General features: G+C 68.7%; 28 protein-coding genes. 12 read left to right on the top strand and 16 right to left on the bottom strand.

What is annotated here, in order from left to right; translation table 11 throughout:
• The first annotated feature begins 17 nt into the window (after positions 1-17).
• Positions 18-1,001, top strand: coding sequence for a Bug family tripartite tricarboxylate transporter substrate binding protein (locus WDLP6_RS15090; RefSeq protein WP_162592983.1), 984 nt, complete (start codon positions 18-20; stop codon positions 999-1,001).
• Positions 1,002-1,005: 4 nt separating this feature from the next.
• Here WDLP6_RS15090 and glcF read toward each other — a convergent pair whose 3' ends face one another.
• From glcF to WDLP6_RS15070, 4 genes are all read right to left on the bottom strand, one after another.
• The gene (gene glcF / locus WDLP6_RS15085; protein ID WP_162592982.1) at positions 1,006-2,271 is read right to left on the bottom strand and encodes a glycolate oxidase subunit GlcF; all 1,266 of its coding nucleotides are present in this window, start codon (positions 2,269-2,271) and stop codon (positions 1,006-1,008) included.
• A 17-nt stretch (positions 2,272-2,288) separates the two neighbouring features.
• Positions 2,289-3,398: a glycolate oxidase subunit GlcE gene (gene glcE, locus WDLP6_RS15080; RefSeq protein ID WP_162592981.1), complete on the bottom strand. Its 1,110-nt coding sequence runs from the start codon at positions 3,396-3,398 to the stop codon at positions 2,289-2,291.
• A gap of 16 nt (positions 3,399-3,414) precedes the next feature.
• A complete protein-coding gene (locus tag WDLP6_RS15075) occupies positions 3,415-4,920 on the bottom strand; it encodes an FAD-linked oxidase C-terminal domain-containing protein (RefSeq protein ID WP_162592980.1) in 1,506 nt (501 codons plus the stop codon).
• A gap of 118 nt (positions 4,921-5,038) precedes the next feature.
• The gene (locus WDLP6_RS15070) at positions 5,039-5,920 is read right to left on the bottom strand and encodes a LysR substrate-binding domain-containing protein (RefSeq protein ID WP_162592979.1); all 882 of its coding nucleotides are present in this window, start codon (positions 5,918-5,920) and stop codon (positions 5,039-5,041) included.
• 182 nt (positions 5,921-6,102) lie between these two features.
• On the opposite strand from WDLP6_RS15070, the gene WDLP6_RS15065 reads away from it, so the two are divergent.
• The 4 genes from WDLP6_RS15065 to WDLP6_RS15050 all read left to right on the top strand — a co-directional run bounded on the left by WDLP6_RS15065 (position 6,103) and on the right by WDLP6_RS15050 (position 9,788).
• A complete protein-coding gene (locus WDLP6_RS15065; protein WP_162592978.1) occupies positions 6,103-6,417 on the top strand; it encodes a 2Fe-2S iron-sulfur cluster-binding protein in 315 nt (104 codons plus the stop codon).
• 35 nt (positions 6,418-6,452) lie between these two features.
• Entirely contained in the window at positions 6,453-7,466 is a 1,014-nt protein-coding gene (locus WDLP6_RS15060) for an aromatic ring-hydroxylating dioxygenase subunit alpha (protein ID WP_162592977.1), read from the top strand.
• Positions 7,467-7,554: 88 nt separating this feature from the next.
• Positions 7,555-8,721, top strand: coding sequence for an ABC transporter substrate-binding protein (locus WDLP6_RS15055; RefSeq protein ID WP_232077469.1), 1,167 nt, complete (start codon positions 7,555-7,557; stop codon positions 8,719-8,721).
• A gap of 32 nt (positions 8,722-8,753) precedes the next feature.
• Positions 8,754-9,788 carry a xylose isomerase gene (locus WDLP6_RS15050; RefSeq protein ID WP_162592975.1) on the top strand — a complete coding sequence of 345 codons (1,035 nt, stop codon included), beginning with the start codon at positions 8,754-8,756 and terminating at the stop codon, positions 9,786-9,788.
• Positions 9,789-9,800: 12 nt separating this feature from the next.
• On the opposite strand, the gene fdxA is transcribed toward WDLP6_RS15050, so the two are convergent.
• Positions 9,801-10,136 carry a ferredoxin FdxA gene (gene fdxA / locus WDLP6_RS15045; RefSeq protein ID WP_162567937.1) on the bottom strand — a complete coding sequence of 112 codons (336 nt, stop codon included), beginning with the start codon at positions 10,134-10,136 and terminating at the stop codon, positions 9,801-9,803.
• Between the two features lie 194 nt (positions 10,137-10,330).
• On the opposite strand from fdxA, the gene WDLP6_RS15040 reads away from it, so the two are divergent.
• From WDLP6_RS15040 to WDLP6_RS15010, 7 genes are all read left to right on the top strand, one after another.
• Positions 10,331-10,990 (top strand): cysteine hydrolase family protein, encoded by a 660-nt coding sequence (locus WDLP6_RS15040; RefSeq protein ID WP_232077074.1) that lies wholly within the window; start codon positions 10,331-10,333, stop codon positions 10,988-10,990.
• An 80-nt stretch (positions 10,991-11,070) separates the two neighbouring features.
• Entirely contained in the window at positions 11,071-12,267 is a 1,197-nt protein-coding gene (locus tag WDLP6_RS15035; RefSeq protein WP_162592974.1) for a substrate-binding protein, read from the top strand.
• A 2-nt stretch (positions 12,268-12,269) separates the two neighbouring features.
• Positions 12,270-13,022, top strand: coding sequence for an ABC transporter ATP-binding protein (locus WDLP6_RS15030; protein WP_162592973.1), 753 nt, complete (start codon positions 12,270-12,272; stop codon positions 13,020-13,022).
• Positions 13,006-13,710, top strand: a complete 705-nt coding sequence (locus WDLP6_RS15025; protein WP_162567934.1) for an ABC transporter ATP-binding protein — start codon at positions 13,006-13,008, stop codon at positions 13,708-13,710. Before WDLP6_RS15030 ends, WDLP6_RS15025 begins: the two co-directional genes overlap by 17 nt.
• A gap of 15 nt (positions 13,711-13,725) precedes the next feature.
• Positions 13,726-14,589 (top strand): branched-chain amino acid ABC transporter permease, encoded by an 864-nt coding sequence (locus WDLP6_RS15020; protein WP_162592972.1) that lies wholly within the window; start codon positions 13,726-13,728, stop codon positions 14,587-14,589.
• On the top strand, positions 14,586-15,641 hold the full coding sequence (locus WDLP6_RS15015; RefSeq protein ID WP_162592971.1) for a branched-chain amino acid ABC transporter permease: 1,056 nt from the start codon (positions 14,586-14,588) through the stop codon (positions 15,639-15,641). Before WDLP6_RS15020 ends, WDLP6_RS15015 begins: the two co-directional genes overlap by 4 nt.
• Before the next feature lie 55 nt (positions 15,642-15,696).
• Complete coding sequence (locus WDLP6_RS15010) at positions 15,697-16,464, top strand: TetR family transcriptional regulator (RefSeq protein ID WP_162592970.1); 768 nt, start codon at positions 15,697-15,699, stop codon at positions 16,462-16,464.
• A gap of 13 nt (positions 16,465-16,477) precedes the next feature.
• On the opposite strand, the gene WDLP6_RS15005 is transcribed toward WDLP6_RS15010, so the two are convergent.
• From WDLP6_RS15005 to WDLP6_RS14960, 11 genes are read right to left on the bottom strand one after another with little or no spacing between them, the layout of a single operon-like run.
• Complete coding sequence (locus WDLP6_RS15005; protein WP_162592969.1) at positions 16,478-17,713, bottom strand: cytochrome P450; 1,236 nt, start codon at positions 17,711-17,713, stop codon at positions 16,478-16,480.
• The gene (gene bioB / locus WDLP6_RS15000) at positions 17,710-18,753 is read right to left on the bottom strand and encodes a biotin synthase BioB (RefSeq protein ID WP_162592968.1); all 1,044 of its coding nucleotides are present in this window, start codon (positions 18,751-18,753) and stop codon (positions 17,710-17,712) included. The genes WDLP6_RS15005 and bioB overlap by 4 nt, the downstream gene beginning before the upstream one ends.
• An 8-nt stretch (positions 18,754-18,761) precedes the next feature.
• Entirely contained in the window at positions 18,762-19,502 is a 741-nt protein-coding gene (bioD, locus tag WDLP6_RS14995) for a dethiobiotin synthase (protein ID WP_162592967.1), read from the bottom strand.
• Entirely contained in the window at positions 19,499-20,731 is a 1,233-nt protein-coding gene (gene bioF / locus WDLP6_RS14990; protein WP_162592966.1) for an 8-amino-7-oxononanoate synthase, read from the bottom strand. The genes bioD and bioF overlap by 4 nt, the downstream gene beginning before the upstream one ends.
• Positions 20,697-22,109, bottom strand: a complete 1,413-nt coding sequence (bioA, locus tag WDLP6_RS14985) for an adenosylmethionine--8-amino-7-oxononanoate transaminase (protein ID WP_162592965.1) — start codon at positions 22,107-22,109, stop codon at positions 20,697-20,699. Before bioA ends, bioF begins: the two co-directional genes overlap by 35 nt.
• 18 nt (positions 22,110-22,127) lie before the next feature.
• Positions 22,128-22,250 (bottom strand): hypothetical protein, encoded by a 123-nt coding sequence (locus WDLP6_RS35385; RefSeq protein ID WP_269475573.1) that lies wholly within the window; start codon positions 22,248-22,250, stop codon positions 22,128-22,130.
• Between the two features lie 13 nt (positions 22,251-22,263).
• The gene (locus WDLP6_RS14980) at positions 22,264-22,578 is read right to left on the bottom strand and encodes an EthD family reductase (RefSeq protein ID WP_162567925.1); all 315 of its coding nucleotides are present in this window, start codon (positions 22,576-22,578) and stop codon (positions 22,264-22,266) included.
• Positions 22,579-22,592: 14 nt separating this feature from the next.
• Complete coding sequence (locus tag WDLP6_RS14975; RefSeq protein ID WP_162592964.1) at positions 22,593-24,083, bottom strand: pyruvate carboxylase subunit B; 1,491 nt, start codon at positions 24,081-24,083, stop codon at positions 22,593-22,595.
• A complete protein-coding gene (locus WDLP6_RS14970) occupies positions 24,080-25,429 on the bottom strand; it encodes an acetyl-CoA carboxylase biotin carboxylase subunit (protein WP_162592963.1) in 1,350 nt (449 codons plus the stop codon). The genes WDLP6_RS14975 and WDLP6_RS14970 overlap by 4 nt, the downstream gene beginning before the upstream one ends.
• Positions 25,426-25,836 carry a Zn-ribbon domain-containing OB-fold protein gene (locus WDLP6_RS14965; protein ID WP_162592962.1) on the bottom strand — a complete coding sequence of 137 codons (411 nt, stop codon included), beginning with the start codon at positions 25,834-25,836 and terminating at the stop codon, positions 25,426-25,428. Before WDLP6_RS14965 ends, WDLP6_RS14970 begins: the two co-directional genes overlap by 4 nt.
• Positions 25,836-26,990 (bottom strand): acetyl-CoA acetyltransferase, encoded by a 1,155-nt coding sequence (locus WDLP6_RS14960; protein ID WP_162592961.1) that lies wholly within the window; start codon positions 26,988-26,990, stop codon positions 25,836-25,838. Before WDLP6_RS14960 ends, WDLP6_RS14965 begins: the two co-directional genes overlap by 1 nt.

The raw sequence follows: 26,990 nt of genomic DNA, 5'->3' as shown, positions 1-26,990 counted from the left end.
CACGAGAACACCCTCCGATGAAAACCACGCTGCTCCTTCGTCTTCCTGTCCTGCTCATGGCGCTCGCGCTGACGCAACAGGCCAGTGCCGCCGACCCGTTCCCGAACAAGCCTTTGCGGCTGATCGTCGCCTACCCGGCAGGAGGCGGCCTCGACTTCGTCGCCCGCACGCTGGCCCAGCGCCTCGGGGAAGCGCTCAAGCAGCCCGTGGTGGTGGAAAACCGTCCGGGCGCCAGCGGCGCGCTGGGTGCCGACACGGTGGCCAAGTCCAGGCCGGACGGCTACACACTGCTGCTGGCATCGCCGGCAGAAGTGATCGTCGGGCCTGCGGCCGGGCAGAAGACGCCCTACGATCCGGTCGCGGATCTCGCACCGATCGCGCTGGCGGGCGAAACGCCGCTCGTGCTGGCCGTCAATCCCCTGGTGCCGGCGAAGAACCTGCCGGAGCTGATCGCGTACGCGAAAGGCCATCCCGGAACGCTGAGCTACGGCACGCCGGGCACCGGCAGCTCGATGCATTTTGCCGGCGAGTCGCTCAACAAGCTGGGCGGCATGGCCAGCGTGCACATTCCCTACCGCGGTGCGGCGCCGGCGGTCAACGACGTGCTCGGCAACCAGGTGCCGATGATCATCGTCGGCATGCCGCCGGTCATGCCGCACGTGGCCTCGGGAAAACTGAAGGTGCTGGCGGTGACGACGCAGAAGCGATCCTCCGCCATGCCCGACGTGCCTTCGGTGTCCGAGATGCCGGGCATGAAGGGCTACCGGTTCTCGAACTGGATGGGCGTGTTCGCGCCGGCGAAGACGCCGCAGGCCGTGGTGGACCAGATCGGCGCGCAGATCGCGAAGATCGTGCAGGAACCCGCGACCCGCCAGCGTCTTCTCAGTGCCGGCGTCGAGCCCTCGGGCCTGCATGGCAGCGAGTTCACGGCCTTTCTCGCGGACGAGCGGCAACGCTACCAGTCCATCGCCAGGGAGCGCGGCATCCGCTTCGAGGACTAGCCGCTCAGCGGAGCGCGCCGGCGTTCTGGTGTGCCGGTGCCGCCATGGCCTCGTCCAGCAACTCCACCCAATGCCGCACGGGCGTCTGGCCTGCGCTTTGCAGGTGCGTGATGCAGCCGATGTTGGCCGACACGATGGTGGTGGGCTGCAGCTGCGCCAGGTGCCCCAGCTTGCGGTCGCGCAAGGCATAGGCCAGCGCCGGCTGCAGCACCGAGTACGTGCCCGCCGAGCCGCAGCACAGGTGCGACTCGTTCCTGGCCAGCTGCACGTCGAAGCCCAGCGCGCGCAGGCTCGCCTCCACCCCGCCGCGCAGCTGCTGGCCGTGCTGCAGCGTGCACGGCGGGTGGTAGGCGATCACGCCCGGGGGCGCCTTCACCCGGTCCTTCAGCGCCGCGGCCAGCTCGGGCAGCAGCTCGCTCAGGTCCTTGGTGAGCGCACTGACACGCTGTGCCTTGGCCGCATAGGCCGCATCGTCCTTGAGCAGGTGGCCGTACTCGCGCACGGTCACGCCGCAGCCCGAGGCGTTCATCACGATCGCCTCCACCGCGTGGCCGCCGTCCCCCTCGATGTGCGGCCACCAGGCGTCGATGTTGGCGCGCATCTGCACGCGGGCGCCTTCGTGGTCGTCGAGGTGGAACTTCACCGCGCCGCAGCAGGCGGCCTTGGGCGCGATCACGCTCTGGATGCCGGCCGCGTCGAGCACGCGCGCGGTGGCCTTGTTGATGTTGGGGGCCATCGAGGGCTGCACGCAGCCGGCCAAGAGCAGCATCCTGCGCGCATGGATGCGCGCGGGCCAGTGGCCCGAGGGCTGCGGCGCGGGCACCTTGGCCTTCAGGGCGTCGGGCAGCAGGCCGCGCACGGACTGGCCCAGCTTCATCGCGGGGCCGAAGAGCGGCGAAGGCAGGCCTTCCTTGAGCAGCCAGCGGGTGGCCGATTCGAGGGCCGGGCGCGGGACCTTGTCGTCGACGATCTTGCGCCCGATGTCGACCAGGTGGCCGTATTGCACGCCACTCGGGCAGGTGCTCTCGCAGTTGCGGCAGGTCAGGCACCGGTCCAGGTGCAGCTGGGTGCTGCGCGTGGGCGCATGGCCTTCGAGCACCTGCTTGATCAGGTAGATGCGCCCGCGCGGGCCGTCGAGCTCGTCGCCCAGCAGCTGGTAGGTGGGACAGGTGGCGGTGCAGAAGCCGCAGTGCACGCATTTGCGCAGGATGGCTTCGGCTGCCAGGCCTTCGGGCGTGTTCTTGTATTCGGGCGCGAGTTCGGTTTGCATGAAGGAGGACGGGTGGATCAGTCGGCGCCGAGCAGCCGCGCGTGGTCGAAGACGGCGTGCGGGTCGAACTCGCGCAGGAGCGCGCGGTGGATGCGCGCGAGGGGGGCGCTGAGCGCGTCGAAGCGCGGCACGGAGCGCGCGGCCTGGCTGGCGCCGTCGGCGATGCGAAACAGGGTGGCATGGCCGCCGGCGGTGCGCGCGGCGGCGCGCAGGCGCGCGCCCTGGTTGGCCGAGGCGAGGTACCAGCGCTGGGCGCCGTGCCATTCGAGGAGGGGCGCGGTCTCGAAGTCGATGGCGGGCGCGGTCTGGGGCACCGAGAGGCGCCAGAGGCTGTGCGCGCCGGGGATGCCGAACCAGGGCAGGCGCTGGTCGCGTGCGGCCTGCCAGTCGGGCTGGGCCTGTGCATCGGGCTGACGCTCGCCGCCCAGGTGCCTGCAGGCGGCATCGACCGCGGCCACGGCGCCGCGCAGGCGCAGCCAGAGGGCGCCGGTGGCGTCCTGTTCGCTCCAGCGGCTGGCGTTCAGGGGCAGCGGCTGGGCGCCCCAGCCGTTGAGCAGGCGCAGGGCATCGGACTGGGTGCATTCGAAGCGCAGGGTGGCCTCGGCGGGGGCGATGGGCAGGACTTTGAGGCTGACTTCGGCGATGAGGCCGAGCGTGCCCAGGGAGCCGGCGAGCAGGCGCGAGATGTCGTAGCCGGCGACGTTCTTCATGACCTGGCCGCCGAAGGCGAGCACTTCGCCGCGGCCGTTGACGAGGGTGGCGCCCAGCACGTAGTCGCGCACGGCGCCCACGCTGGCGCGCGCGGGGCCGCAGAGGCCGGCGGCGATCATGCCGCCGACGGTGCCGGTGCCCGAGGGGCCGAAGCGCGGGGGCTCGAAGGGCAGGCACTGGCCGCAGGCAGCGAGGGCGGCTTCGAGTTCGGCCAGGGGCGTGCCGGCGCGCGCGGTGACGACGAGTTCGCTGGGTTCGTAGCTGGTGATGCCGGTGAGGGCACCGGTGGCAAGGAGCTCGCCTTGCGGGGATTCGCCGTAGAAGTCCTTGGTGCCGGCGCCGCGGATGCGAAGCCGATGTCCATCGGCGGCGGCGGCGCGGATGCGGTCGGTGAGCTGGGCAAGGGCAGGGTCCATGATCGAACTCGTGGATTCAGAACCGCGGCAGCTCCGCGAAGCGCTGCGTCTGCCCGCCGCGCACCACCTGCTTGCCATACTCCGCGCAGCGCTGCAGCGTCGGGATCACCTTGCCCGGATTGAGCAGCCCCGTCGCATCGAAGGCGCGCTTGACCCCTGCCATCTGCGCGTTCTCCTGGGCCGTGAACTGCACGCACATGCTGTTGAGCTTCTCCACCCCCACCCCGTGCTCGCCCGACACCGTGCCGCCCATCGCCACGCTGGTCTCCAGAATGTCGGCGCCGAACAGCTCGCAGCGGTGCAGCTCGTCCGCATCGTTGGCATCGAACAGCACCAGCGGGTGCAGGTTGCCGTCGCCCGCGTGGAACACGTTGCAGCAGCGCAAGCCGTACTTCTTCTCCATCTGCTGGATCGCCAGCAGGATATCGGCCAGCCGCTTGCGCGGAATGGTCGAATCCAGGCACATGTAGTCCGGGCTGATGCGCCCCGAGGCCGGGAACGCGTTCTTGCGCCCGCTCCAGAAGCGCAGCCGCTCGGCCTCGTTCTCGCTGCAGGCGATGGCCGTCGCGCCGCACTCGCGCAGCACCGCCGTCATGCGCGCGATCTCTTCCTCCACCTCCTCGGGCGTGCCATCGGATTCGCACAGCAGGATCGCTTGGGCATCGAGGTCGTAGCCCGCGTGCACGAAGTCTTCCACCGCCGCGGTCATGGGCTTGTCCATCATCTCCAGGCCCGCGGGGATGATGCCCGCGGCGATCACCGCGGCCACCGCGTCGCCGGCCTTTCGCACGTCGTCGAAGCTGGCCATGATGCAGCGCGCCAGGCGCGGCTTGGGGATCAGCCGCACCGTGACCTCGGTGGTCACGGCCAGCATGCCTTCGCTGCCGATCACCAGCGCCAGCAGATCGAGCCCGGGGCAGTCGAGCGCCTCGCTGCCGAACTCGATCGCCTCGCCTTCGGCGGTGAAGCCGCGCACGCGCAGCACGTTGTGCAAGGTCAGGCCGTATTTCAGGCAATGCACGCCGCCGGAGTTCTCGGCCACGTTGCCGCCGATGGTGCAGGCGATCTGGCTGGAAGGATCGGGCGCGTAGTAGAGGTTGTAGGGCGCGGCGGCCTCGCTGATGGCGAGGTTGCGCACGCCGCACTGCACGCGCGCGGTGCGCCCGACGGGGTCGAGGTGCACGATCTGGTTGAACCTGGCCAGCGAGAGCGTGACCCCGCCCGCATGGGGCATGGCGCCGCCGGACAGACCGGTGCCCGCGCCGCGCGCGACCACGGGCACGCCCATCGCGTGGCAGGCCTGGAGCACGGCCTGCACCTGGGCCTCGGTTTCGGGCAGGGCGACGGCCAGCGGGCGCTGGCGGTAGGCGGTCAGCCCGTCGCATTCGTAGGGGGTCACGTCCTCGGTGGTGGAGAGCACGGCGTGCGGCGCCAGCACGGCCTGCAGGGCGCGCACGACCTTGGCTTGCAGCGCGCTGCGCTCGCAGGCCGGGGGGGCGGAATCGGCTGGCACGGGGGTCATTCGGTGTCCATCGGAAAATGATCTCGGACCCGATCGCGAGTCGAAGTCCAACTCTAGTGAAAACCGCAGCCCGGCGCGTTGACGATTCTTCGCGCCGCCGTTGAGAAAACTTCGCGGTTCAGGCCAGCGCTTGCGTCAGCCAGTCCGCAAAGGCCGCGCATTCCCAGCGTTCGAGTGCGCCGGGCTGCCAGCAGATGTAGTGGCCATGCGGGGAGGGCACCGCGCGCGGCGAGAGCCGCACCAGCCGTCCGCTTTCCAGCCAGGCCGCGCCCATCTGCAGCCGCACCAGCGCGACGCCGAAGCCACTGGCCGCGGCGTCGTAGACCAGGCCCAGGTCGTTGAACTGCGCGCCCAGATGGGGCTCGGGCTGGGTGATGCCGCAACTCGAGAACCAACTGCTCCACGGTTCCAGCGGACTGCGGATCAGGCGCGCCTGCGCGATCTCGGCCTCGCTGTCGAAGCCGTTGTAGGGGCCGAACTCGTTCAGGTAGCTCGGGCTGCATGCCGGCGTCGCGTCCTCGGCAAGGATCAACCGGTGCTCGAGGTTGGTGTAGCCGCCGGTGCCGAAACGCACTTCGAGGTCGGCCTTCTCGGCAATGACGTCGAGCAGCGGGATCGACACCTGCAGGATCAGCTCGATGTCCGGGTACATGTTGCGGAACAATTCCAGCCGCGGCATCACGAACTGCCGGCAGAAGGTCGGCGTGATCGCCACGCGCAGCCGCGTCGCGCCCTGCGCCACGCCGCGCAATGGCACTTGCCGCAAGGCCGCCAGCCCGGTGCGAACGTTGGCGAGATAGGCCGCGCCGTCCGCGGTCAGCGTGAAGTCGCTGCGGCCGAAGAGTTCGACGCCCAGGTGCGATTCGAGCTGCCGGATGCGGTGGCTCACCGCGCTGGGCGTGACGCACAGCTCGTCCGCGGCACGGCCGGCGTGGCGCAGCCGCGCGAGCGCCTCGAAAGTCAGCAGACACTGGATCGGCGGGATGTGCTGGATCGCCATCGGTTCTCCTCAAGCCAGTGGCCGATCATGCGCGAAGTCCGAAGTGGCCGGCTGCTGCCGGATGCGTGGCACGCCGCGCATCCGTGCAAACCCGCTACCCAAGACGCTGAAGTTAAGTATTCTCTCCACATGAATGGAGTATTTACTTACCAAGCTGAACAACTGGAATCCGGGCCACCGCGATGAACATCCATGTGACCGATCAGCAGGGCGTCGAACGCAGCCTGCGCGCCGACGGCAACGGGACCCTGATGAGCCTCATCCGGGATGCCGGGATGTCGATCCGTGCCGAATGCGGCGGCTGCTGCGTCTGCGCGACCTGCCACGTGCGCGTCGACGAAGCCTGGGCCGATGCGCTGCCGCCGATGTCGGAAGAGGAGTCCTTCACGCTCGAGGGCGCCTGCGAGCCGGGCATCAGCTCGCGCCTGTCCTGCCAGATCCCGCTGGCGAGCGTGCCCGACGGGCTGCGCGTGACCCTCGCCCAGGACTGGTCATGAGCACCGCCGCAGCAACACCCTTCGAGAGAACTTCCATGAAGCAATACGTCTACAACACCTGGTATCCGCTGGCCTGGGCGCGCGATGTGCGCCACGAACTGACGAAGCGGCGCGTGCTGGAGGAAGACATCGTCGTCTTCCGCGGCGAGGATGGCCGCGTCGCCGCGCTGGAGGATGCCTGCCCGCACCGGCTGGCGCCGCTGTCGCTGGGCACGCTGCGAGGCAACGCCGTCGAGTGCGGCTACCACGGCCTGACCTTCGACTGCAGCGGACGCTGCGTGCGCGTGCCCGGGCAGGACACGGTGCCCGCAAGCATCCAGGTGCGCGCCTATCCCACGGCCGAGAGCATGGGCATGGTCTGGATCTGGATGGGCAAGCCGGAACTCGCCGACCGCAGCGCGGTGTTCCACCTGCCCCAGTACGACGACCCGAGTTTCAGCGTGGTGGAAGGCGATGCGCTGCATGTCGACGCCAGCTACCTGAGCCTGGCCGACAACCTCTGCGATCCTTCGCACGTCACCTACGTGCACCGCTCGACGCTGGCCAGCGAAGGGCGCATCGAGACGCCCGTGCAGGACAAGCGCGAGGGCAACAAGGTCGTGACCTGGCGCTGGGTGATCGACGGGCCGCTGATCCCGGTCTTCAACGGGCTCAAGGACTTCGGCGGCAACGTGGACCGCTGGCACTACTACCACTACCACGCGCCCAGCATCGCGGTGATCGACTTCGGCTCGGCGAAGACCGGCACCGGCGCGCCCGAAGGCGATCTGGGCGACTGCATCCAGATGTTCGCCTGCCACTTCATCACGCCGATCGACGAGCGCAGCTGCACGCAGCATTGGCTCTGCCTGAAGAACTCGCCGGCCGATCCCGCGATCGATGCACGCCTCATGAGCGACCTGCGCATGACCTTCGACGAGGACAAGCGCATCCTCGAAGCCATCCAGCGCAACGAGGACAAGCTCCAGGGCCGGCGCACCATCCGCCTGGGCATCGATTCCTCGTCCATCAAGATGCGCCGCATCGTCCAGGAGATGGCGGCCGACTGAACGGCCGCCGCGCCATCCCTCCATCCACGAATCCATTCCACGAGGTGCCACGATGAAGAACAGTTCTCGCCTGCGCTGTGCTGTCCTGATGGCCCTGGTCGTCGGTTGCGGATGCGCCGCGGCCCAGGACACCATCAAGATCGGCGAGATCAACAGCTACAAGGCACTGCCCCAGCTCATGGGCCCCTACAAGCAGGGCTGGCTGCTGGCGCAGGACGAGATCAACAGCGCGGGCGGCGTGCTCGGCAAAAAGCTCGAGACGGTCTTTCGCGACGACAACGCCAATGCGGGCGATGCGGTCCGCGTCGCGGAAGAACTGGTCGCGCGCGAGAAGGTGGACCTGATCGCGGGCACCACGTTGTCGCACGTCGGCCTGGCGATCACCGACTTCGCGAAGCAGCGCAAGATCTTCTTCCTGGCCTCCGGTCCGCTGAGCGACAAGGTGGTCTGGGACAACGGCAATCGCTACACCTGGCGTCTGCGTGCCGGCACCTACGCGCTGGCCGCGTCGGTGGTCGGCGAGGCCGCGAAGCTGAAGAAGAAGCGCTGGGCGCTCGTCTACCCCAACTACGAATACGGCCAGGCCGCGGCCGCGGCCTTCAAGGACGAACTGAAGAAGGCGCAGCCGGATGTCGAGTTCGTGACCGAACAGGCGCCGCCCTTCGGCAAGATCGATGCGGGCAGCCTGGTGCAGGCCATTGCCGATGCCAAGCCCGACGCCATCTTCAACGTGCTGTTCGGCACCGACCTGACGAAGTTCGCGCGCGAAGGCAAGACCCGCGGCCTGTTCGAGGGCAGGGAAGTGGTGAGCCTCTTGACCGGCGAGCCCGAATACCTCGATCCGCTGAAGGACGATGCGCCCGCGAACTGGATCGTGACCGGCTACCCGTACACCGCGATCGACACGCCCGAGCACCGCAGCTTCCTGCAGGCCTACCAGAAGCGCTACAACGACTATCCGCGCCTGAATTCGGTGGTGGCCTATGCGACCGTCAAGGCGCTGGCGGCCGGCATCCAGAAGGCCGGCTCGACCGATTCCGAAAAGCTGGTTGCCGCGTTCAAGGACCTCGGCTTCATGTCGCCTTTCGGGCCGGTCAGGTTCCGCGCGCAGGACAACCAGTCGACCCTGGGCATCTTCGTCGGCCGCACCGCGATCAAGGACGGCAAGGGCGCGATGCCGTCCGGCACGTACATCGACGGCGCGAAGCTGCAACCCCCGGACGAGACGGTGCGCAAGCTGCGGCACGTGCCGTAGCCCGCGTTGTCTTCTCGATGAAAGGAACGCGCATGTCGAACAACGAACACCGACGGCCCCTGATCGGATGCAACGGCCGCGGTGCGCAGCGCTCCGGCCTGGACCGGCCGGTGGGACTGGAGGAACTTCCGATCCGCGAGCAGTTCAGGCTGGTCGCCGAATCCGGCGTCTTCGATTACTTCGACCGCCTGCCGCTGCGCAGCAACCTCGACGACTACCTCGCCGCCATGCGCGAGTTCGACCTGCCCGTGCACACCGGCAGCTGGTTCTACCGGCTCGGCGCGGACGATGCGCTGCTGCGCGACAACCTCGCGATCTGCAAGGAGGTCGGCGCCGCATGCCACAACATCATGACCTTCACGCACCACGCGGACGGCCATCGGCTCGGCGATGAAGAGATCGTGGCGCACTACCTCGATGTCTACGACGCGGGCATGAAGCTCGGTGTCGCGCCGGCCTTCGAGCTGCACGTCAACATGTGGACCGAGGAATTCCTGCGCGTCGAAGAGATCGCCGATGCCGTGCAGCGGCGCGGCGTGCCCTTCAACTTCACGCTCGACTACAGCCACGTGAATTTCAAGATCGGCAATCCGGAGGAACTGGAGCGCTCGGGCGTGCGCGCGCAGGTCGAATCGGGCGCGCTCGTGCTCGATCCCTTCGAGAGGCATTCGCTGTGCGAGCGCTGGCTGGATCGCGACATCGTGGTCTGGGCCCAGCTGCGCTCGGCCGCGCCGAACCAGCCGCTGAACCTCTGGTGGAAGGACGAAGAGGGTGCATTCGGCCGCGGCATCCAGTACCCCTTCGTCAAGCCGGCGCCCGGGCAATGGCACTCCGCGTGGAGCGCTTACCTGCTCGAACCCTCGAAGGAGGCGATCCGCAAGGTGCTGAGGCACCACGTGCGCAACCCGGCCAGCCCGCTGAAATACCTCACCACCGAGATGATCAACCTGCCCGACTACGGACTGAACGCTCGCTACGACCTGTTCGAGCAGAACGTCGCGGCGGCACGCTTCATCCGCAGCGCATGGGACGAGGCCGTGGCGCTGGATGCAGCCGGCGTCCTCTGACGCGCACCGTCGTCAGGCTTCCTGCGGAAGGGTGAGCGTGTCGAGCTTGTCCTTCTTGTCCTTCCACGCCTCGGCCTCCGGGAGCGGCTCGTGCTTCTTCACGAGCACGGGCCAGATCTTCACGAACTTCGCATTCAGCGCGGTGAAGTGCTGCTGGTCGGCCGGCAGATCTTCTTCAGCGTAGATCGCGTTGACCGGGCACTCCGGAATGCAGACCGCGCAGTCGATGCATTCGTCGGGATCGATGATCAGGAAATCGGGACCTTCGTGAAAGCAGTCGACCGGACAGACGTCGACGCAGTCGGTGTATTTGCAGTGGATGCAGCTGTCCGAGACGACGTGGGTCATGGTTCATTCCTTGGTGTCCTTGCATTTGATGTAGCGATTGCTACATCAAAGTGAAGTGAATGCTACACAAAATCGACAAGGGTTGCAACGGCGTTCCCGGGTCGGTAAAAATACCTAGCGGCGCGGCAGGATGTCGACGAATAATCGTCACTGAAAATACAGTAAGTACTACATTCACGATGGAGATCGGAATCATGAACCAGGCAAGCGCATCGGTGGATGAGTTCTCGGCCAAGGGCATCTCGGAGCCGGCCATGATCGAGGCCCGCAGCACCGCGGTGCTGGTGGTGGACATGGAGAACGATTTCTGCGTCGAAGGCGGCGCCATGGTGCTGCCCGGCTACGAGAAGCTCGTCGGTCCGCAACTCGCGGTGATCGACGCCGCGCGCGCGGCCGGCGCGCCGGTGGTGTTCATCACCGACGCGCACCGTCCCGGCGTGCACCGCGACCGCGAATTCCTCAAGCGCGCGCGCCACTGCATCGAGGGCACCTGGGGTTCGCGCGTGGTCGATGCGCTGAAGGCCCGGCCCGACGACCACTACGTCATCAAGCGGCGCTATTCGGGCTTCTTCGGCACCGACCTCGACATGACGCTGAAGGACCTCGAGGTCGACAGCGTGGTCGTGATGGGCGTGGTCACCAACATCTGCGTGCGCTCGACGGTGCACGACGCTTTCTTCCTCGGCTACCGCGTCTTCGTGCCCGAGGACTGCGTGGCCGCGCCGTCGGCGCGCGAGCAGACCTCGTCGCTGTTCGACATCGCCACCAGCTTCGGCTGGGTCAGCGATTCGGCCGAGGTCGCGCGCGCCTATGCCGGCCAGGGGCCGATCCGCAACCGCTTCGAATTCGCCTGAAGCGGCCGCTGTCCGATCTTTCCGTTCCACTCGTTCTTCATCCGCTCTTCTTTCGCTTTCGAACACCCTGGAGGTTTCTCATGTCGGCTCCACGCATCGTTTCGCCGCAACGGCGCATCATTCTTCGCGCCGGCACGGCGGCCCTGGCGACGACCACGCTGGGCTTGCCCGGCCTGGTGCGCGCCGCAGCCGGCGGGCCGGTGAAGATCGGCATCCTGCAGCCCTTCTCGGGCGGCCTCGAGGCGCTGGGCGAGCAGGGCTTCCAGGGCGGCAAGCTGGCCATCGACGAGATCAACGATGCCGGCGGCCTGCTCGGCCACAAGGTCGAGTTCGTGCGCTCGGACACCCGCACCGACCCCAAGACCGCGGTCGAGCGCACGCAGGAGCTGATCCGCCGCGATGGCGTCGATGCGATCCTCGGCCCGCTCACCAGCGCCGAGCGCGATGCCGTGCGCCCGACCATCGAGCGCGCCAAGGTGCCGCTGCTCTACGCCACCGATTACGAAGGCGGCACCTGCAGCCGCTACATCACCTGCTTCTCGGCGCTGCCCGCCGCCTGGGTCGATCCGCTGATCGGCTACGCGAGCAAGAACGTCGGCAAGAAGCTCTACCTGATCGGCAGCGACTACATCTGGCCCAAGCGCATGAACGAGGCGGTGCGCGCCTCGGCGCAGAAGAACGGCGCCACGGTGCTGGGCGAGGAATACGTGCCCTTCGGCATCAAGGACTACGCCAGCACGCTGCGCAAGATCGAGGCCTCGGGCGCCGACACGCTGGTGGTGAGCGTCGTCGGCGCGGATGCGGTGACGCTGATCAAGCAGTTCACCGGCGCCGGCCTCAAGAAGAAGCTGCGCGTGCTGTTCTTCGGCTTCAGCGAGAACTACCTCGCCGGCCTGTCGACGCAGGAGTCCGACGACATCGTGACCGTCTCCAGCTTCACCTCGACGCTGAAGAAGCCCGAGGCGGTCGCCTTCGTGAAGAAGGTGCGCGACCATTTCGGTCCGCAGACCATCGTGTCGAACAACCTCTATGCGCACTACAACCTGATGCGCCTGTACTTCGGCGGCGTGCAGCGCGCCAAGACCGCCGACAAGGAGAAGGTCAGCGATGCGATGCTGGACCAGACGATCCCGACCGGCAACGGCGACGTCTATCTGCGCGCCAGCGACCGCCATGTCGACCTGAACACCGTGATCTCGGTGGCCAAGGCCGGCAGCCTCGACCTGCTGCAGGACGTCGGCCGCGTGGTCGCTCCGTCCCAGTGCACCAAGGCCTGAGCATGACGGCGCTGCTCGAAGTGCGGGGCGTGCAGAAGCACTTCGGCGGCGTGCGTGCGCTCGAAGGCGTCGACCTCGCGCTGGCGGCCGGGCAGATCTACTGCATCGTCGGGCCCAACGGCTGCGGCAAGTCGACGCTCCTGGCGGTCATCAGCGGCGACCTCGCGCCGACGGCCGGCACGGTCTGGTTCGATGGCCGCGACATCACCGGCCTGGCGCCGCAGCGCATCGCGCGCCTGGGCGTGCTGCGCAAGTTCCAGGCGCCGAGCATCTGCCCGACGCTCAGCGTGGCCGAGAATCTCGAGGCCGCGCTGATGGTGCGCGTCGCGCCCTGGCGCCGGCTCGGCACGCGCGCGCATCTGCAGCGTCTCGCGGAACTGCTCGAGGTGATCGGCCTGCGCCACCGGGCCGACCTGATCGCGGAAGAACTCGCGCATGGCGAGAAGCAATGGCTGGAGATCGGCATGCTGCTGGCCGGCGACAGCCAGGTGCTGCTGCTGGATGAGCCGACCGCGGGCATGACGATCCGCGAGACGCAGCAGACCGTGGCGCTGATCCGGCGCATCGCCACCGAACACAAGCGAACCATCCTCGCGATCGAGCACGACATGCATTTCGTCGCCGGCCTCGAATGCGAGGTCATCGCGCTGTTGCGCGGCAAGGTGCTGCGGCGCGGCAGCTATGCCGAGGTCAGCAACGACCCCGAAGTGCGCGAAGCCTACCTGGGAGCGGCCAGCCATGTTCCAGGCCACTGAGCTCAGCGGCGGCTACCTCAAGGGCAGCCAGGTGCTGCGCGGCATCTCGCTCGCGCTCGAGCGCGGCAGCGTGACCGCGCTGATGGGGCGCAACGGCATGGGCAAGACGACGCTGATGCGGGCCATCACCGGCCACCTGCCGCACCTCAGCGGCTCGATGCGATTGAACGATCAAGAGCTGACGAAGCGCGCCGCCTTCCAGGTGGCGCAGCTCGGCGTCGGCTACGTGCCGCAGGGGCGCGACATCTTTGCCGACTTCTCGGTCGAGGAGAATCTGATGATGGGTGTGCTCGGCAAGCCCGGCCTGTCGCGCACCTTGCCCGAGTGGGCCTGGACCACTTTTCCGGTGCTGGCCGAGCGGCGGCGCCAGCGCGCCGGCACCATGTCCGGCGGCCAGCAGCAGCAACTGGCGATCATGCGTGCGCTGGTCGGCCGGCCGCAGCTGCTGCTGCTCGACGAGCCCTCCGAAGGCATCCAGCCTTCGATCGTGATGGAGATCGGCGCCACCATCCGGCGCATCGCGGCCGAGCAGGGCCTGGCGGTGCTGCTGGTCGAACAGAACCTCGACCTGGTGCGCGCGATGGCCGGGCGCTGCCTCTTCATCGAGAGCGGCGCGATCGCCGATGCGGCCGAGGTCGACGCGCTGCATGCCGACGCGCCGCTGGTGCGCCGCTACCTGTCCGCCTGAACGGAACAAGATCCGATGACGACCGCGAACTTCCTGGCCCTGGTGCTCGACAGCACCAGCTTCTTCCTCGTGCTGCTGCTGGTGGCGCTCGGGCTGGTGATCATCTTCGGGCTGATGAACGTGATCAACATGGCGCACGGGGAGTTCTTCCTGCTCGGCGCCTACACCGCCGTGGCCGCGACGCGCGCCGGCTGGCCTTTCTGGTGGTCGCTGCTGCTCGCGCCGCTGGTGCTGGCCGCGGTCGGATGGATCGTCGAGCAGACGGTGGTGCGCTTCGTCTACCACCGCTTCATCGATTCGATCCTCGCGACCTGGGGCCTGTCGCTGATGCTCAAGCAACTGATCGTGGTGATCTTCGGCCCGACTTCGCAGAGCGTGCCCGATCCGCTGGGCGTCACGGTGAGCGTGCTGGGCATGGCCTATCCGGGCTACCGGCTGTTCGTGATGGGCGCCTCGGTGGTGCTCACGGCGCTGACCTTCGTGCTGCTCTACCGCACCCACGTGGGCCTGACCATCCGCGGCGTCATCGCCAACCGCGCGATGGCCGCCTCGCTGGGCGTCAACACGCGCCGGCTCGACGTCGGCACCTTTATGGCGGGCGCGGCGCTGGCCGGCTTCGCGGGCGCCGCGATGGCGCCGCTGATGAGCGTGGACCCGCAGATGGGTGCCGGCTTCCTGATTCCGTCCTTCCTCTCGATCCTGGTCGGCGGCGCCAGCAGCTTCATCGGCGTGGTGGTCGGCGCGGCGTTGATCTCCGGCGGCAGCACCGGCCTCGCGGCGCTGCGCGATCCGGTGTTCGCGCAGATCGTGGTGTTCTCGCTGGCCATCGTGATCATCCGGCTGTTCCCGAGCGGCCTGTTCGGAAGGCGCCGGCCATGAAGCGCTTCGCTCTCTCGCGCGGATGGGCGACGCCCGTCATCTGGCTCGCGCTCGGCCTGGTGCCGCTGGTGCTCGGCGAATGGGCGCAGTCGCAGCTCGCGCAGTTCATGACCTACGGCATCTTCGCGCTCGGCCTCGGCTTCCTGTGGGGCCACGTGGGCGTGCTGTCCTTCGGGCAGGCGATCTTCTTCGGGCTCGGCGCCTATGCGATGGGTCTGACTTCGCTCGGCATGCTGCCGGGCATCGCGCCCAGCACCTTCAACGGCCTGATGCTGGCCTTTGCCGTCAGCGGGCTGGCGGCGGCGGTGCTCGGCTCGATGCTGTTCTATGGCCGCGGCCTCGCCGGCGCCTACTTCGGCGTCGTCACGCTGTGCGCTGCCGTGATCGTCGAAACGGCCACCGGCCGCTGGGATTTCGTCGGCGGCAACAACGGCCTGTTCGGCATCGCGCCGCTCGACCTGCCGGCCTTCATCGCCGACCGCGTGCCGGACTCGACGGCCCAGTACCTGCTGGCCTTCGCGGTCGCGCTCGGCGTCTATGCGCTGCTGCGCTGGTTGACGCGCACGCCCTTCGGCACCGTGCTCGCGGCGGTGCGCGACAACGACCGCCGCGCCACCTTCCTCGGCTACAACGTCGCGCTGCACAAGACCATCGCCTTCGTGCTCTCGGCCATGGTGTCGGCACTGGCCGGCGCGATGTTCGCCAAGTTCTTCGGCTTCGTGTCGCCGACGCTGATCGGCTTCTCGCTGTCGACCGAGGTGCTGATCTGGGTCGCGGTCGGTGGCCGCGGCGTGCTGATGGGCGCCTTCCTCGGTGCGATCCTGGTGCGCAGCGTCGAGTCGGCGCTGTCCGAGCGCTTCGGCAACTACTGGCTGCTCTTGCTCGGCGGCGTGTTCGTGGTGGTGGTGGTGTTCTTTCCGGTCGGCGTGTTCGGACGCGTGCTGGCACTGGCGCCGCCGAAGCGCCTGCGCATCGGCGGCGCCGTGTCGAAGCCGGCCGGCGATGCCGCGCCGCGTCCGGATCCGGGCGTGGACGCGCGCATGCGGGCATAGGCCAGAATACGAAGCCAGCACAAGAAGAGAAGCGGCAATGCCCAGAAAAAAATCGTTGGACCCCAGCATCGAACCCGGCGCACCGGCCAAGGCCGCTGCGGCAGGGGCCACCGAAGAGGGCGGCCCGACGCGGCGCGGCGCACCGCAGCCGCGCTCCGAGCAGCTCGAGGCGCGCATCCTCGATGCGGCGGTGTTCGAGTTCTCGGAGCATGGCTTCGCGGGCGCGCGCATCGAGCGCATCAGCCAGCGCGCGAAGACCGTGGACCGCATGCTGTACTACTACTACGGCAACAAGGAGCGGCTCTACCAGGCGGTGCTCGAAAAGATCTACGCCGACATGATCGGCGCGCAGCGCGACTTCGTGATGCCCAGCGATCCCGTCGAGGGCATGCGCCAGCTGGTCGAGCATTCGTGGGACCACTACGTGACGCATCCCGATCTCGTGCGCCTGCTGATGAACGAGAACCTGCTGCGCGGCAAGCACATCCAGGCCTCGGCGCAGGTCGAGCGGACCTCGTTTCCATTGGTGGAGACGGTGTCGGCGCTGCTGGCCAGCGGCCAGGCGAAAGGCGTGTTCCGCACCGACGTGTCGTCGGAGCATGTGCTGATGACGATCATGTCGCTCGGCTTTTTCTACGTTTCCAACCAGTACACCTGCTCGCGCTGGATCGGCGCCGACCTGATGACGCGGCCGCGGCGCGCCAAATGGCGCGCGCACATCTGCGACGTGGTGCTGGAGTTTCTCGAGCCGCGCGACCGGGCGGCCGCGCGCAAGTCGGTGCCGGCGAAGAAGTCCGCGGCGAAGGCTGTGCTGGCCAGGTAGCGCCGGGGACGGCTCAGGCCTGCACGTTCAGTGCGTTCAACCCGCGATAGACCGGATTGCCATTCCACTGCGCGACGCCATCGGCCGCTCGCAAGCCCGGCCAGCGCCGCAGCAGCGCACCGAACACCGCCTGCGCCTCCATGCGCGTGAGCGCCGCGCCGATGCATGCATGCGGCCCCGAGCCGAAGGACAGCGAGCCCACGTCCTCGCGCGCGACATCGAGCGCATCCGGATGCGCATGGCGCGCCGGATCCCGGTTGGCCGCACCGATCAGCGCCACCACCAGATCGCCCCGGCGCAGCAGCTGCCCGTGCAGCACCAGATCGGTCGCCACCCGCCGGCCCGTGTACTGCACCGGGCTGTCATAGCGCAACAGCTCGCGCACCGCGCCGGGCAGCAAGGCCGGCTCGCGCTGAAGGCGCTGCCACTGCGCCGGATGGTCCAGCAAGGCCTTCAACCCGTTGCCCAGCAGATTGCGCGTGGTCTCATGGCCCGCGAACAGCAGCATCGCGCACTGCGCCAGCAACTCGGCGCCGCCCTCGATCCGGCCCGCCGCTTCGGCCTGCGCCAGCAGGCTCAGCAGGTCGTCGCCGGGATGGCGCCGCTTGTGCGGCAGCGCTTCCTCGAAATAGCGCGTCATCGCCAGCAGGCTCGTCTGCGCACGCCGCGCGAGTTCGCGCGTCGGTGCCGGTGCGCCGATGAAGGCCGACAGATCGTCGGACCAGGCCGCGAAAGCCTCGTGCGTCGCCGCCTCGATGCCCATCAGCCGGGTCATCACGCGCATCGGCAGCGGCCGCGCCACGGCCTGCATGAAATCGAAGCCGGACTGGCCTTCGACGGCATCCAGCAAATCGTCGATGGCCTGTTCCATGAACGGTGCCAGCCGCTGCAGCAGCTCGGGCCGGAAGCCCGCGTTCATCAGCTTGCGCAGCCGCGTGTGATCGGGCGCATCGACGAAGAGCATCGCGCGCGCGAAGACCTGCTGGAAGCGCGACAGCTCGCCCGGCACCGCCTCGGCGTTGCGGACCCAGCCGCCCGTGCGCTGCGCCGAGAAGCGCGCATCGCGCAGCACCTTCTCCACGTCCGCATGGCGCGTGAGCAGCCAGGCGCCGCCGAAGAACTCCTCGCTCCAGTGGACCGGCCCGGCCTCGCGCAGCGCGTGGTAGGCGGGATAGGGGGCGGCCAGGAAGGCGGCGTCGACGATCGGGTGCCTCAACGCCGCGAGCGGCGCATCGAGGACTGCGCTCATGAAGCCTGGGCGCTGCGCTCGGCCGGCCGCTCGCCCTGCACCTTCAGGCCCAGCCGCTCGAACAGCGCCCGGTCGCGCTCGGCCTGCGGGTTGCTGGTGGTCAGCAGCTTGTCGCCATAGAAGATCGAGTTGGCGCCGGCCGCGAAGCACAGCGCCTGCAAGGCCTCGTCCATCTGCTCGCGCCCGGCCGACAGGCGCACCATCGTGCCCGGCATGGTGATGCGCGCCACAGCAATCGTGCGCACGAATTCGAAGGGATCGAGCGCCGGCGTGTCCGCCAGCGGCGTGCCCGGCACCGCCACCAGGTTGTTGATGGGCACCGATTCCGGATAGGGATCGAGGTTGGCCAGCTGCGCGATCAGGCCGGCGCGCTGCACCCGGCTCTCGCCCATGCCGACGATGCCGCCGCAGCAGACGTTGATGCCGGCCTCGCGCACATGGCCCAGCGTATCGAGCCGGTCCTGGTAGGTGCGGGTGCTGATGATGCTGCCGTAGAAGTCGGGGGCGCTGTCGAGGTTGTGGTTGTAGTAGTCCAGGCCCGCATCCTTCAGGGCCTGCGCCTGTTCGGCTTCGAGCATGCCCAGCGTCATGCAGGTCTCCAGGCCGAGGGCGCGCACCTCGCGGACCATCTCGGTCACCTTCTCCATGTCGCGCTCCTTGGGGCTGCGCCAGGCCGCGCCCATGCAGAAGCGCGTGGCGCCCTGGGCCTTGGCGGCCTGGGCGGCTTCGAGCACCTCGGCCACCGGCATCAGCTTGCTGGCTTCGACACCGGTGTCGAAGTGGGAGGACTGGGGGCAGTAGCCGCAGTCCTCGGCGCAGCCGCCGGTCTTGATGGACAGCAGGGTCGAGAGCTGCACTTCGTTGGCGTCGAAGTGCGCGCGGTGCACCTGCTGGGCGCGGAACATCAGGTCCATGAAGGGCAGCGCATAGAGCGCTTCGACATCGGCGACCGACCAGCGCGGGGGCGCCGACGGCGCCACGGCGGCTCGGGGGATGGACTTGCGCAGCGTGTCGACGGGGATGGAGGCGAGCGTGGTCATGGGTTCCTTCAGGAAGAAAAGAGGCAAGAGCTTGAAGCAAGGACGCCGTGCAGGGCGGCGATATCCAGATGAGCGGCCACGGCCGCCGGCGACGGGTCGGCCAGCCAGGGCACGACGCCCAGGCAGGGCGCGCCATGCCGGCGTTCGAGTTCATGGCGCAGCGCGGCCACGTTGTCGTCGGCCCAGGGCATGTCGCGCACGACGCGGTTGCCGACCCAGCCGGCCAGCCTGAGGCCGCGCGAACGAATGGCCTCGGCCGTGAGCAGCGCATGGCTGATGCAGCCCAGGCGCAGGCCGACGACCAGCACCACAGGCAGACCGAGGTCGCGGGCGAGGTCGGCGGTGTCCCAGTCGGCACCGAGCGGCACGCAGAAGCCGCCGACGCCTTCGACCACCAGCACGTCGGCACGCGCGGCCAGGGCACAGGCCGCATCCAGCAGGGCGCGGCGGTCGATGGCGCGGCCTTCGAGCGCGGCCGCGATGTGCGGTGCGCAGGCGGCCTCGAACTGCATCGGGCCGACCTCGGCATCGGTCAGCGGCAGCGAGCCGGCATCGCGCAGCGCGCGCACGTCCTCGTTGACGCGCTGGCCGTCGATCAGGTCGATGCCGGCGGCCACCGGCTTGAGGCCGGCCGAGCGCCGGCCTGCCTCTGCGAACACATGCAGCAGCGCCGCGCTGATGCGGGTCTTGCCGATCTCGGTGTCGGTGCCGGTGACGAAGCAGCCGTGCAACGCAAGGGCCTGGTTCATGCCGTGGCCTCCGACAACAAGGCATCGGCTGCGTGCGACAGGCCATCGACCAGGCGCTGCACATCCTGCGGCGTGTGCGCGGCGCTGAGCGTGATGCGCAGCCGCGCGGTGCCGGCCGGCACGGTGGGCGGACGGATCGCGGGCACCCACAGGCCGCGTGCATCGAGCGCTGCCGCGAGCGCCAGCGCGGTGGCGTTGTCGCCGACGATCAGCGGCTGGATCGCGGTGTCGGATGCGGCCAGTTGCCAGCCGAGGCCGGGCCGCGATTCGATCAGCGCCGCGAGCTGCGTGCGCAGTTCGCCGATGCGTTGCCGCAGCTGCGCGCGCCGCCGTTCGCCTTCGTCGCCGCCGATGAGCCGCAGGCTTTCGCGCACCGCATGCGCGAGCGCCGGCGGCGTGGCCGTGGTGTAGATGTAGGGCCGCGCGGTCTGCACCAGCCAGTCGATCACGCTCGGGTGCGCGGCCACGAAGGCGCCGCCCAGGCCCGCGGCCTTGCCGAGCGTGCCCATATAGATCAGCCGTTCGCTGCAGAGGTCGAAATGCGAAAGACTGCCGCGGCCCTGCGCCCCGAGCACGCCGAAGCCATGCGCATCGTCGACGATCAGCCAGGCATCGAAGCGCTCGGCCAGCGCGAGCAGTTCGGGCAGGTCGGCCAGGTCGCCGTCCATGCTGAAGACCGCATCGGTCACGATCAGCTTGATCGGGGTCGTGCAGCGCGCCAGCTGGTCCGCGAGCACCGTGAGGTTGCGGTGGGCGTAGCGCTGCATCGGTGCCTTGGCAAGCAGCGCCCCGTCGATCAGCGAGGCGTGGTTGAGCTTGTCGGCGAAGACGGTGGCGCTGGCATCGCCCAGCGCGGTGAGCAGCGCCAGGTTGGCCATGTAGCCGGTGCAGAAGCTCAGCGCCTGCGCATCGGGGATGCAGGGCGCCATCCACGCGGCCAGCTCTTCTTCCAGCGCGGCATGCGCCTGCGAGTGGCCGCTGATCAGGTGCGAGGCGCCGCTGCCCGCGCCGTGGCGGCGTGCGCCTTCGGCCAGCGCTTCGATCAGCGTCGGGTGATTGGCCAGGCCCAGGTAGTCGTTGCTGCAGAACGCGAGCAGGTCGCGCGCCGCCTGGCCGGGCAGGGCGGCGCGCTGCTGCGGCGCGCAGGGCGACTCGGCCGTGCGGCGCTGCCGGCGCAGGCCCTGCGCTTCGCGCTCACGCAGTTGCTGGTTCAGGTGGTCGATCAGCATCTACGGGGTTGAAGTTCAGGGTGTCGTCCAGGGTCGCGAGCACGCGCCCGGCGAGCCAGGGCGACAAGGTGCTGTCCAGCACATAGGGCGGCAGCAGATAGACCGTGCGGCCGATCGGACGGATCAGCAACTCGTTGGCACGGCCCGCGAGATGGAAGCGTTCGGCGAAGCGCGCGCCGGCATGCGCTTCGCGCACGTCGAAGGCCCAGATCATGCCGCGCTGGCGCAGGTGCTCGATGCGCGGATCGCTCGCCAGCGGCGCGAGCGCTTCAGTGAGCATCGCAGCCTGTTCGCGATTGCGCCTCAGCACGTCGTCCTCGGCGAAGCGGTCGAGCACCGCCAGCGCCGCGCGGCAGGCCAGTGCATTGCCGGAGTACGAATGCGAATGCAGGAAACCGCGCGCCACGTCGTCGTCGAGGAAGGCCTCGTAGATGGCATCGCGCGAGAGCACCAGCGACAGCGGCAGGTAGCCGCCGCTGATGCCCTTGGACAGGCAGATCAGATCCGGCCAGATGCGCGGCTCGCCCGCCGGCACGGCCTGCTCGAACGCGAAGAAGGTGCCGGTGCGTCCGCAGCCGACGGCGATCTCGTCGGCGATCAGGTGCACCTCGTAGCGGTCGCAGAGGGCTCGCACCGCACGCAGGTACGACGGGTCGTGCATCGCCATGCCGGCCGCGCCCTGCACCAGCGGCTCGAGGATGAAGGCGGCGATGTGCGCGTGCCGCGCTTCGAACAAGGCTTCGAGTTCGGCCGCCGCGCGCCGCGCGACATCGGCCGCGGATTCGCCGTCCGCCGCCTGGCGCGCATCGGGCGACATCACCTGGTGCGCGCGCATCAGCAAGGGATCGTAGGCATCGCGGAACACCTGCACGTCGGTGACCGCCAGGGCGCCGAGCGTCTCGCCGTGGTAGCCGTGGCGCAGGCAGGCGAATTCGCGCTTGGTCTCGCGCCCGCGGTTGCGCCAGTGGTGAAAGCTCATCTTGAGCGCGATCTCGACCGCCGAGGCGCCGTCGCTGGCGAAGAAGCAATGGCCGAGCACGCCGTCGGTGAGCGCCGAGAGGCGCTCGGCCAGCTCGACCGCCGGCGCATGCGTGCAGCCGGCCAGCATGATGTGCGGCAGCGTGTCGAGCTGCGCCTTCACGGCCGCGTTGATGCGCGCATCGGCATGGCCGAACAGGTTGACCCACCAGGAGCTGGTGGCGTCGAAGTAACGCCGTCCCGCCTCGTCGAACAGCCACGGGCCGTCGCCGCGCACCATCGCCAGCGGCGGCACCGTGGCCGCGCGCTGCATCTGCGTGCAGGGGTGCCAGATCGCGGCGACGCTGCGGCGCGCCAGGTCCGGCCGGGGGTCGTCGGCCAGGGGCCGGGGGCTGTTCATCGTCGTGTGTTTGCCGGGTCAATGCCCCGCCTGGAAGCCGACGGGGTCCCGATGGACTTTAACCGCAGCATCGGCCATCCGGCTGAGAGCGGTTTCACAGGCCGCATCGGCGGCGCCGGCCCGGGAGGCTTCGACGGTCATGGCCCGCGTCCCGCTAGACGATCTTCACCTGGGGCTTGATCCAGGTGCGCAGCACCTTGGCGCCGGAGGCCTCGGTGTGCGCCCGGGCCGCGCTCCATTCCAGCGACTTGTAGGCGACCATCGCGGCCTCCCAGTCGTCGAAGCTCAGCGTGTCGGTGCCGCAGATGTCGGGCTCCTCGTTGCCTTCGCCGCGGTCGGCCAGGTTGATGGTGTAGCCGCGCAGGCCCGGCATGCGGCGTGCGATCGGCGCGTGGTCTTCGAGCCACCAGCGGTGCTGCTCCTCCAGCGTCATGTGGTTGCGGAACAGGATGATTTCGATCTGGACCATGGTGTGTTCTTTCTTCAAGCGACCGTGGCGGCCGGGCTGTCGTTGTGGTTGGCGGAGAAATAGAAGTCCTTCTTGCGGACCTCGCAGACCTCGATGTTCTTCTTGCCCAGCAGCTCACGGGCCAGGAGCGCGGCGGCGTTGGTGGCGTGCGTCCACTTGCCGACGTTGAGCCGCGCGACGCGGTTGTCCTCCACCGTCTTGGCCGAATAGAAGATCTTGAGTGCGAGCTCCTCGTCGGACGCGCAGGGACCGAGTTCGCGCCGGTAGCGCGCCATCGCCGGCTCGATGGTCTGGCCCGGCGGCACGTCGATTTCCTTCTCGTCGCCGGCGATCAGCTCGCGCACCTTCGGATCGATGGTGCCGACGACCTTGCCGTAGTAGCCCAGCACGTACTGCTTGATTTCCTGCGGCACCATCTGGTAGCGCTTGCCGCTCAGCACGTTGAGCACGCCCTGGGTGCCGACGTACTGCGCCATCGGGCTCACCAGGATCGGGTAGCCCAGGTCCTCGCGCACGCGCACGATCTCGTCGAGCACCTCGGGCAGCCGGTGCGCCTGGCCCTGGTCGGTGAGCTGCTGTACCAGGTTGCTCATCATGCCGCCCGGTACCTGATGGCCTTCGTCGACCGATTGCACCGGCAGCACCTCGCCCTCGGGCCGGCCGCTGCGGCGCGTGAGCATGGAGAAGTAGCTCTGCATCTCGTCGATGGCGGCGCGGTCGACCGGCGTGCCGTAGCCGTGCGCGGGCAGCGCATCCAGGATCGCATCGTGGCTCGGCAGCGAGTAGCCGTAGGCCAGCGGCCGGCTGGCCGTGTGCATGAGGTCGACGCCCTGCTCGCCGAGCTTCAGCGTTTCGAGGTAGGTGTCCAGGCCGTGGCCCAGCGTGCAGTGCGAATGCAGCTGCAACTCGAGGCCCGGCGTGACCTTGCGCAGGGCCGGGATCAGGTGCGCGACACGCTCCGGCGTGAGCAGCCCGCTCGGGTCCTTGATCTCCAGCGCATGCACGCCGAGGGCCACCAGGTCCTTGGTGCGCTGCACGAAATGCGCGTCGGTATGCACCGGGCTGACCGTGTAGGTGACGGCGCCGATGATGTGCATGTCCAGCCGCTTGGCGACCTTCACCGAGTATTCGAGGTTGCGCATGTCGTTGAGCGCGTCGAACACCATCACCGAACGGATGCCGTTGCGCCGCATCACCTCGAGCGTGAACTCGGTCACGTCGTCGGCGTACTGCATCCAGCGGAAGATGCTCTGGCCGCGGGTGTTGAAGTTGAGCGGCGTCTTCGTGATCAGGCCCGACAGCACGCGGATGCGCTCGAACGGATCCTCGGCGAGGTACATCATCGCGGAGTCGATGGCCGCGCCGCCGGTCAGGTCGATGACCGAGAAGCCGGCGTTGTCCATCGTCTCGGCGATCGGCGTCATCTCGCTGGTCGTCATGCGCGTGGCCCAGAGGCACTGCTGCGCATCGCGCAGCGTGATGTCCATGAATTTCATCTGCTTCATGCGGCGAGCTCCTGTTGCGCGGCCTTTTCGATCCAGCGCGTGTTGTAGGCGGACTTGGCGAACGCATCCGACCTGAGCAGGCGGATGTGGAAGGGGATCGTGGTGGTCAGTCCCTCGATCACGAACTCCTCGAGCGCGCGCAGCATCCGGCGGCGCGCATGCTCGCGGTCGACGTCCCAGACGATCAGCTTGGCGATCATCGAGTCGTAGTAGGGCGACACCAGGCTGCCGGCCTCGCAATGCGTGTCGACGCGCACGCCCGGGCCGCCCGGCAGCACCAGGCGCGTGATGCGGCCCGGCGAGGGCATGAAGCCATGGTCCGGGTCTTCGGCGTTGATGCGGCACTCGATGGACCAGCCCGCAGCCTTGGCATGGCGCACGCGCTCGTCGATCGGCAGGCCCATCGCGATGCGCAGCTGTTCGCGCACCAGGTCGATCCCGTGCACCGCCTCCGTCACCGGATGCTCCACCTGGATGCGCGTGTTCATCTCGATGAAGTGGAAGCTGCGGCGGTCGGCGTCGTAGAGGAACTCGATGGTGCCGGCGCCGCGGTAGTCGAGCGTGCGCACGATGCGCACCGCCGCGCCGCAGAGATCGTTGCGCAGGTCGCTGGTCAGCATCGGGCTCGGACTTTCCTCGAGCAGCTTCTGGTGCCGGCGCTGCAGCGAGCAGTCGCGTTCGCCCAGGTGCACGTGGTTGCCGTGCGCATCGCTGAGGACCTGCACCTCGATGTGCCGCGCGTTGCCGATGTAGGTTTCCCAGTACACGGTGCCGTCGCCGAAGGCCTCCTGCGCCTCGTTGCTGGCCTGCATGAGGGACGCCGCGAAATCGGCGGCCTGCTCGACCACGCGCATGCCGCGTCCGCCGCCGCCGGCCGCTGCCTTGAGCAGCACGGGGTAGGGCAGCGTGCGCGCGAGCTTGTCGAGGTCCGCGCCGGGTTCGATGTTGCCGCCCGGCACGAGCGGAACGCCGATCGACTCGGCGAGTTTCTTGGCCGCGATCTTGTCGCCCATCCGGCGGATCGCATCCGGCGCCGGGCCGACGAACACCAGGCCTTCGGCGGCGCAGCGCTCGGCGAAATCCGCATCCTCGGAGAGGAAGCCGTAGCCCGGGTGGATGGCATCCGCGCCGGTGGCCTTGGCGGCCTGGATGACGAGCGCCTTGTCGAGGTAGCTGTGCTTGGCCGCGGGCGGACCGAGGCGCAGCGACATGTCGCAGAGCTGCACATGGCGCGATTCGCTGTCGGCATCCGAATACACGGCCACGGTCTCGAGGCCGAGCTCCTTGCAGGCGCGCACGATGCGCAGCGCGATCTCGCCGCGGTTGGCGATCAGCACGCGCTTCATCGCACGCTCTCCCGAAGACGGAAGACCGGCAGCCGCACGCCTTCGCGGAAGTCCTGGAACAGCAGCTCGACCGCCTGGTCGCACTGCACTTTGTCGGGCTTCGCGTCGACGATGTGCGAGAGCAGCACCACGCCTTCTTCCAGCCGCACCAGCGCCACCACGTAGGGCGTCGGCAGGTCTTCGTAAGGACCGCGATGCACCGTCGTGAAGGACCACACGGTGCCCTTGCCGGATGCCGGCACCCAGGCCGGATCGCGTTCGCCGCAGGCCAGGCAGAAGGGCCTCGCGTAGTGCTGGTGCTTTCCGCAGGCGGCGCAGCGCTGGATCAGCAGTTGGCCCTTGGAGGCGGCCTTCCAGTAGGCCCCGGCGTAGCCGTCGGTTTCCGGCAGTGATCTTTGCAGGCCCATCAACGTACTCCCAATACGACGCTTGCATGCGCGCTGAAAATGCCACCCGTCGCGTGGCAGAGCGCTGTCTCGGCTTTCGGCACCTGGCGCTCGCCGCACTCGCCGCGCAGCTGGCGCACGGCCTCGATGAGCAGGAAGATGCCGAACATGCCCGGATGGCAGTACGACAGGCCGCCGCCCTGCGTGTTGACCGGCAGCGAGCCGCCCGGCCCGATGCATCCATCGGCCACCAGGGCCGCGGCCTCGCCGGGCTGGCAGAAGCCGAGGTTCTCCAGGCCGACCAGCACGTTGATGGTGAACGCGTCGTAGATCTGGATGACGTCGATCTCCTTCGTCGTGACGCCCGCCATGCCGAGCGCGCGCGCGCCGGTGACGGCGGAGCCGTGGTGCAGCAGATCGGGCACCTGCGACATCGCGTCGTGGGTGGTGGTCTCCGCGTAGCCGAGCACCTGCACCGGCCGCCTGGCCAGCGTCTTCGCGCGTTCCAGCGAGGTGACGATGACCGCGCCGCCGCCATCCGTGACGAGGCAGCAGTCCAGTGCGTGCAGCGGCGAGCTGACCATCGGCGAGGCGAGCACTTCCGCGACTGTCAGCGGCTCGCGCTTGAAGGCCTTCGGATTGAGCGCGGCCCACTGGCGCGCGGACACGGCGACGTTCGCCAGTTGCTCCGGTGTGGCGCCGTAGTCGTGCATGTAGCGCTGGGCCACCATGGCGTAGAAAGACAGCGGGTAGAGCGGCGCGTACACGGTCTCGTATTGCGCGGCCGAGGTGCCCGACTCGACGAAGCCTTCGAGCTTGCGCGCTCGCTTCGAACGCTGCACGCTGCCATAGGCGATCAGCGCGACCTCGCACAGTCCGGCCTGGATGGCGGCGCAGGCGTGGGCCAGATGCATCTCGAAGGACGCGCCGCCGACCAGCGTGCTGTCGAGGTAGCGCGGCTGGATGCCCAGATGCTCCGACAGCTGGATGGCCGAGAAGCGCGACAGGTTGCAGGTGAACACGGCGTCCACCTGCGAGACCTTCAATCCGGCATCGTCGAGCGCCGCGAGCGAGGCCTGGACCGCGAGGTCGGTGGCCGTGCGGTCCGGCACCGTGCCCAGGTCGGACTCGGCGACGCCCGCGATGGCGCAGGGCTTGAGGTTGACAACGGCCAT

Source organism: Variovorax sp. PBL-E5 (genome assembly GCF_901827185.1).
Lineage (GTDB): Bacteria > Pseudomonadota > Gammaproteobacteria > Burkholderiales > Burkholderiaceae_C > Variovorax.
This window is presented reverse-complemented; position numbering and strand designations above follow the sequence as displayed.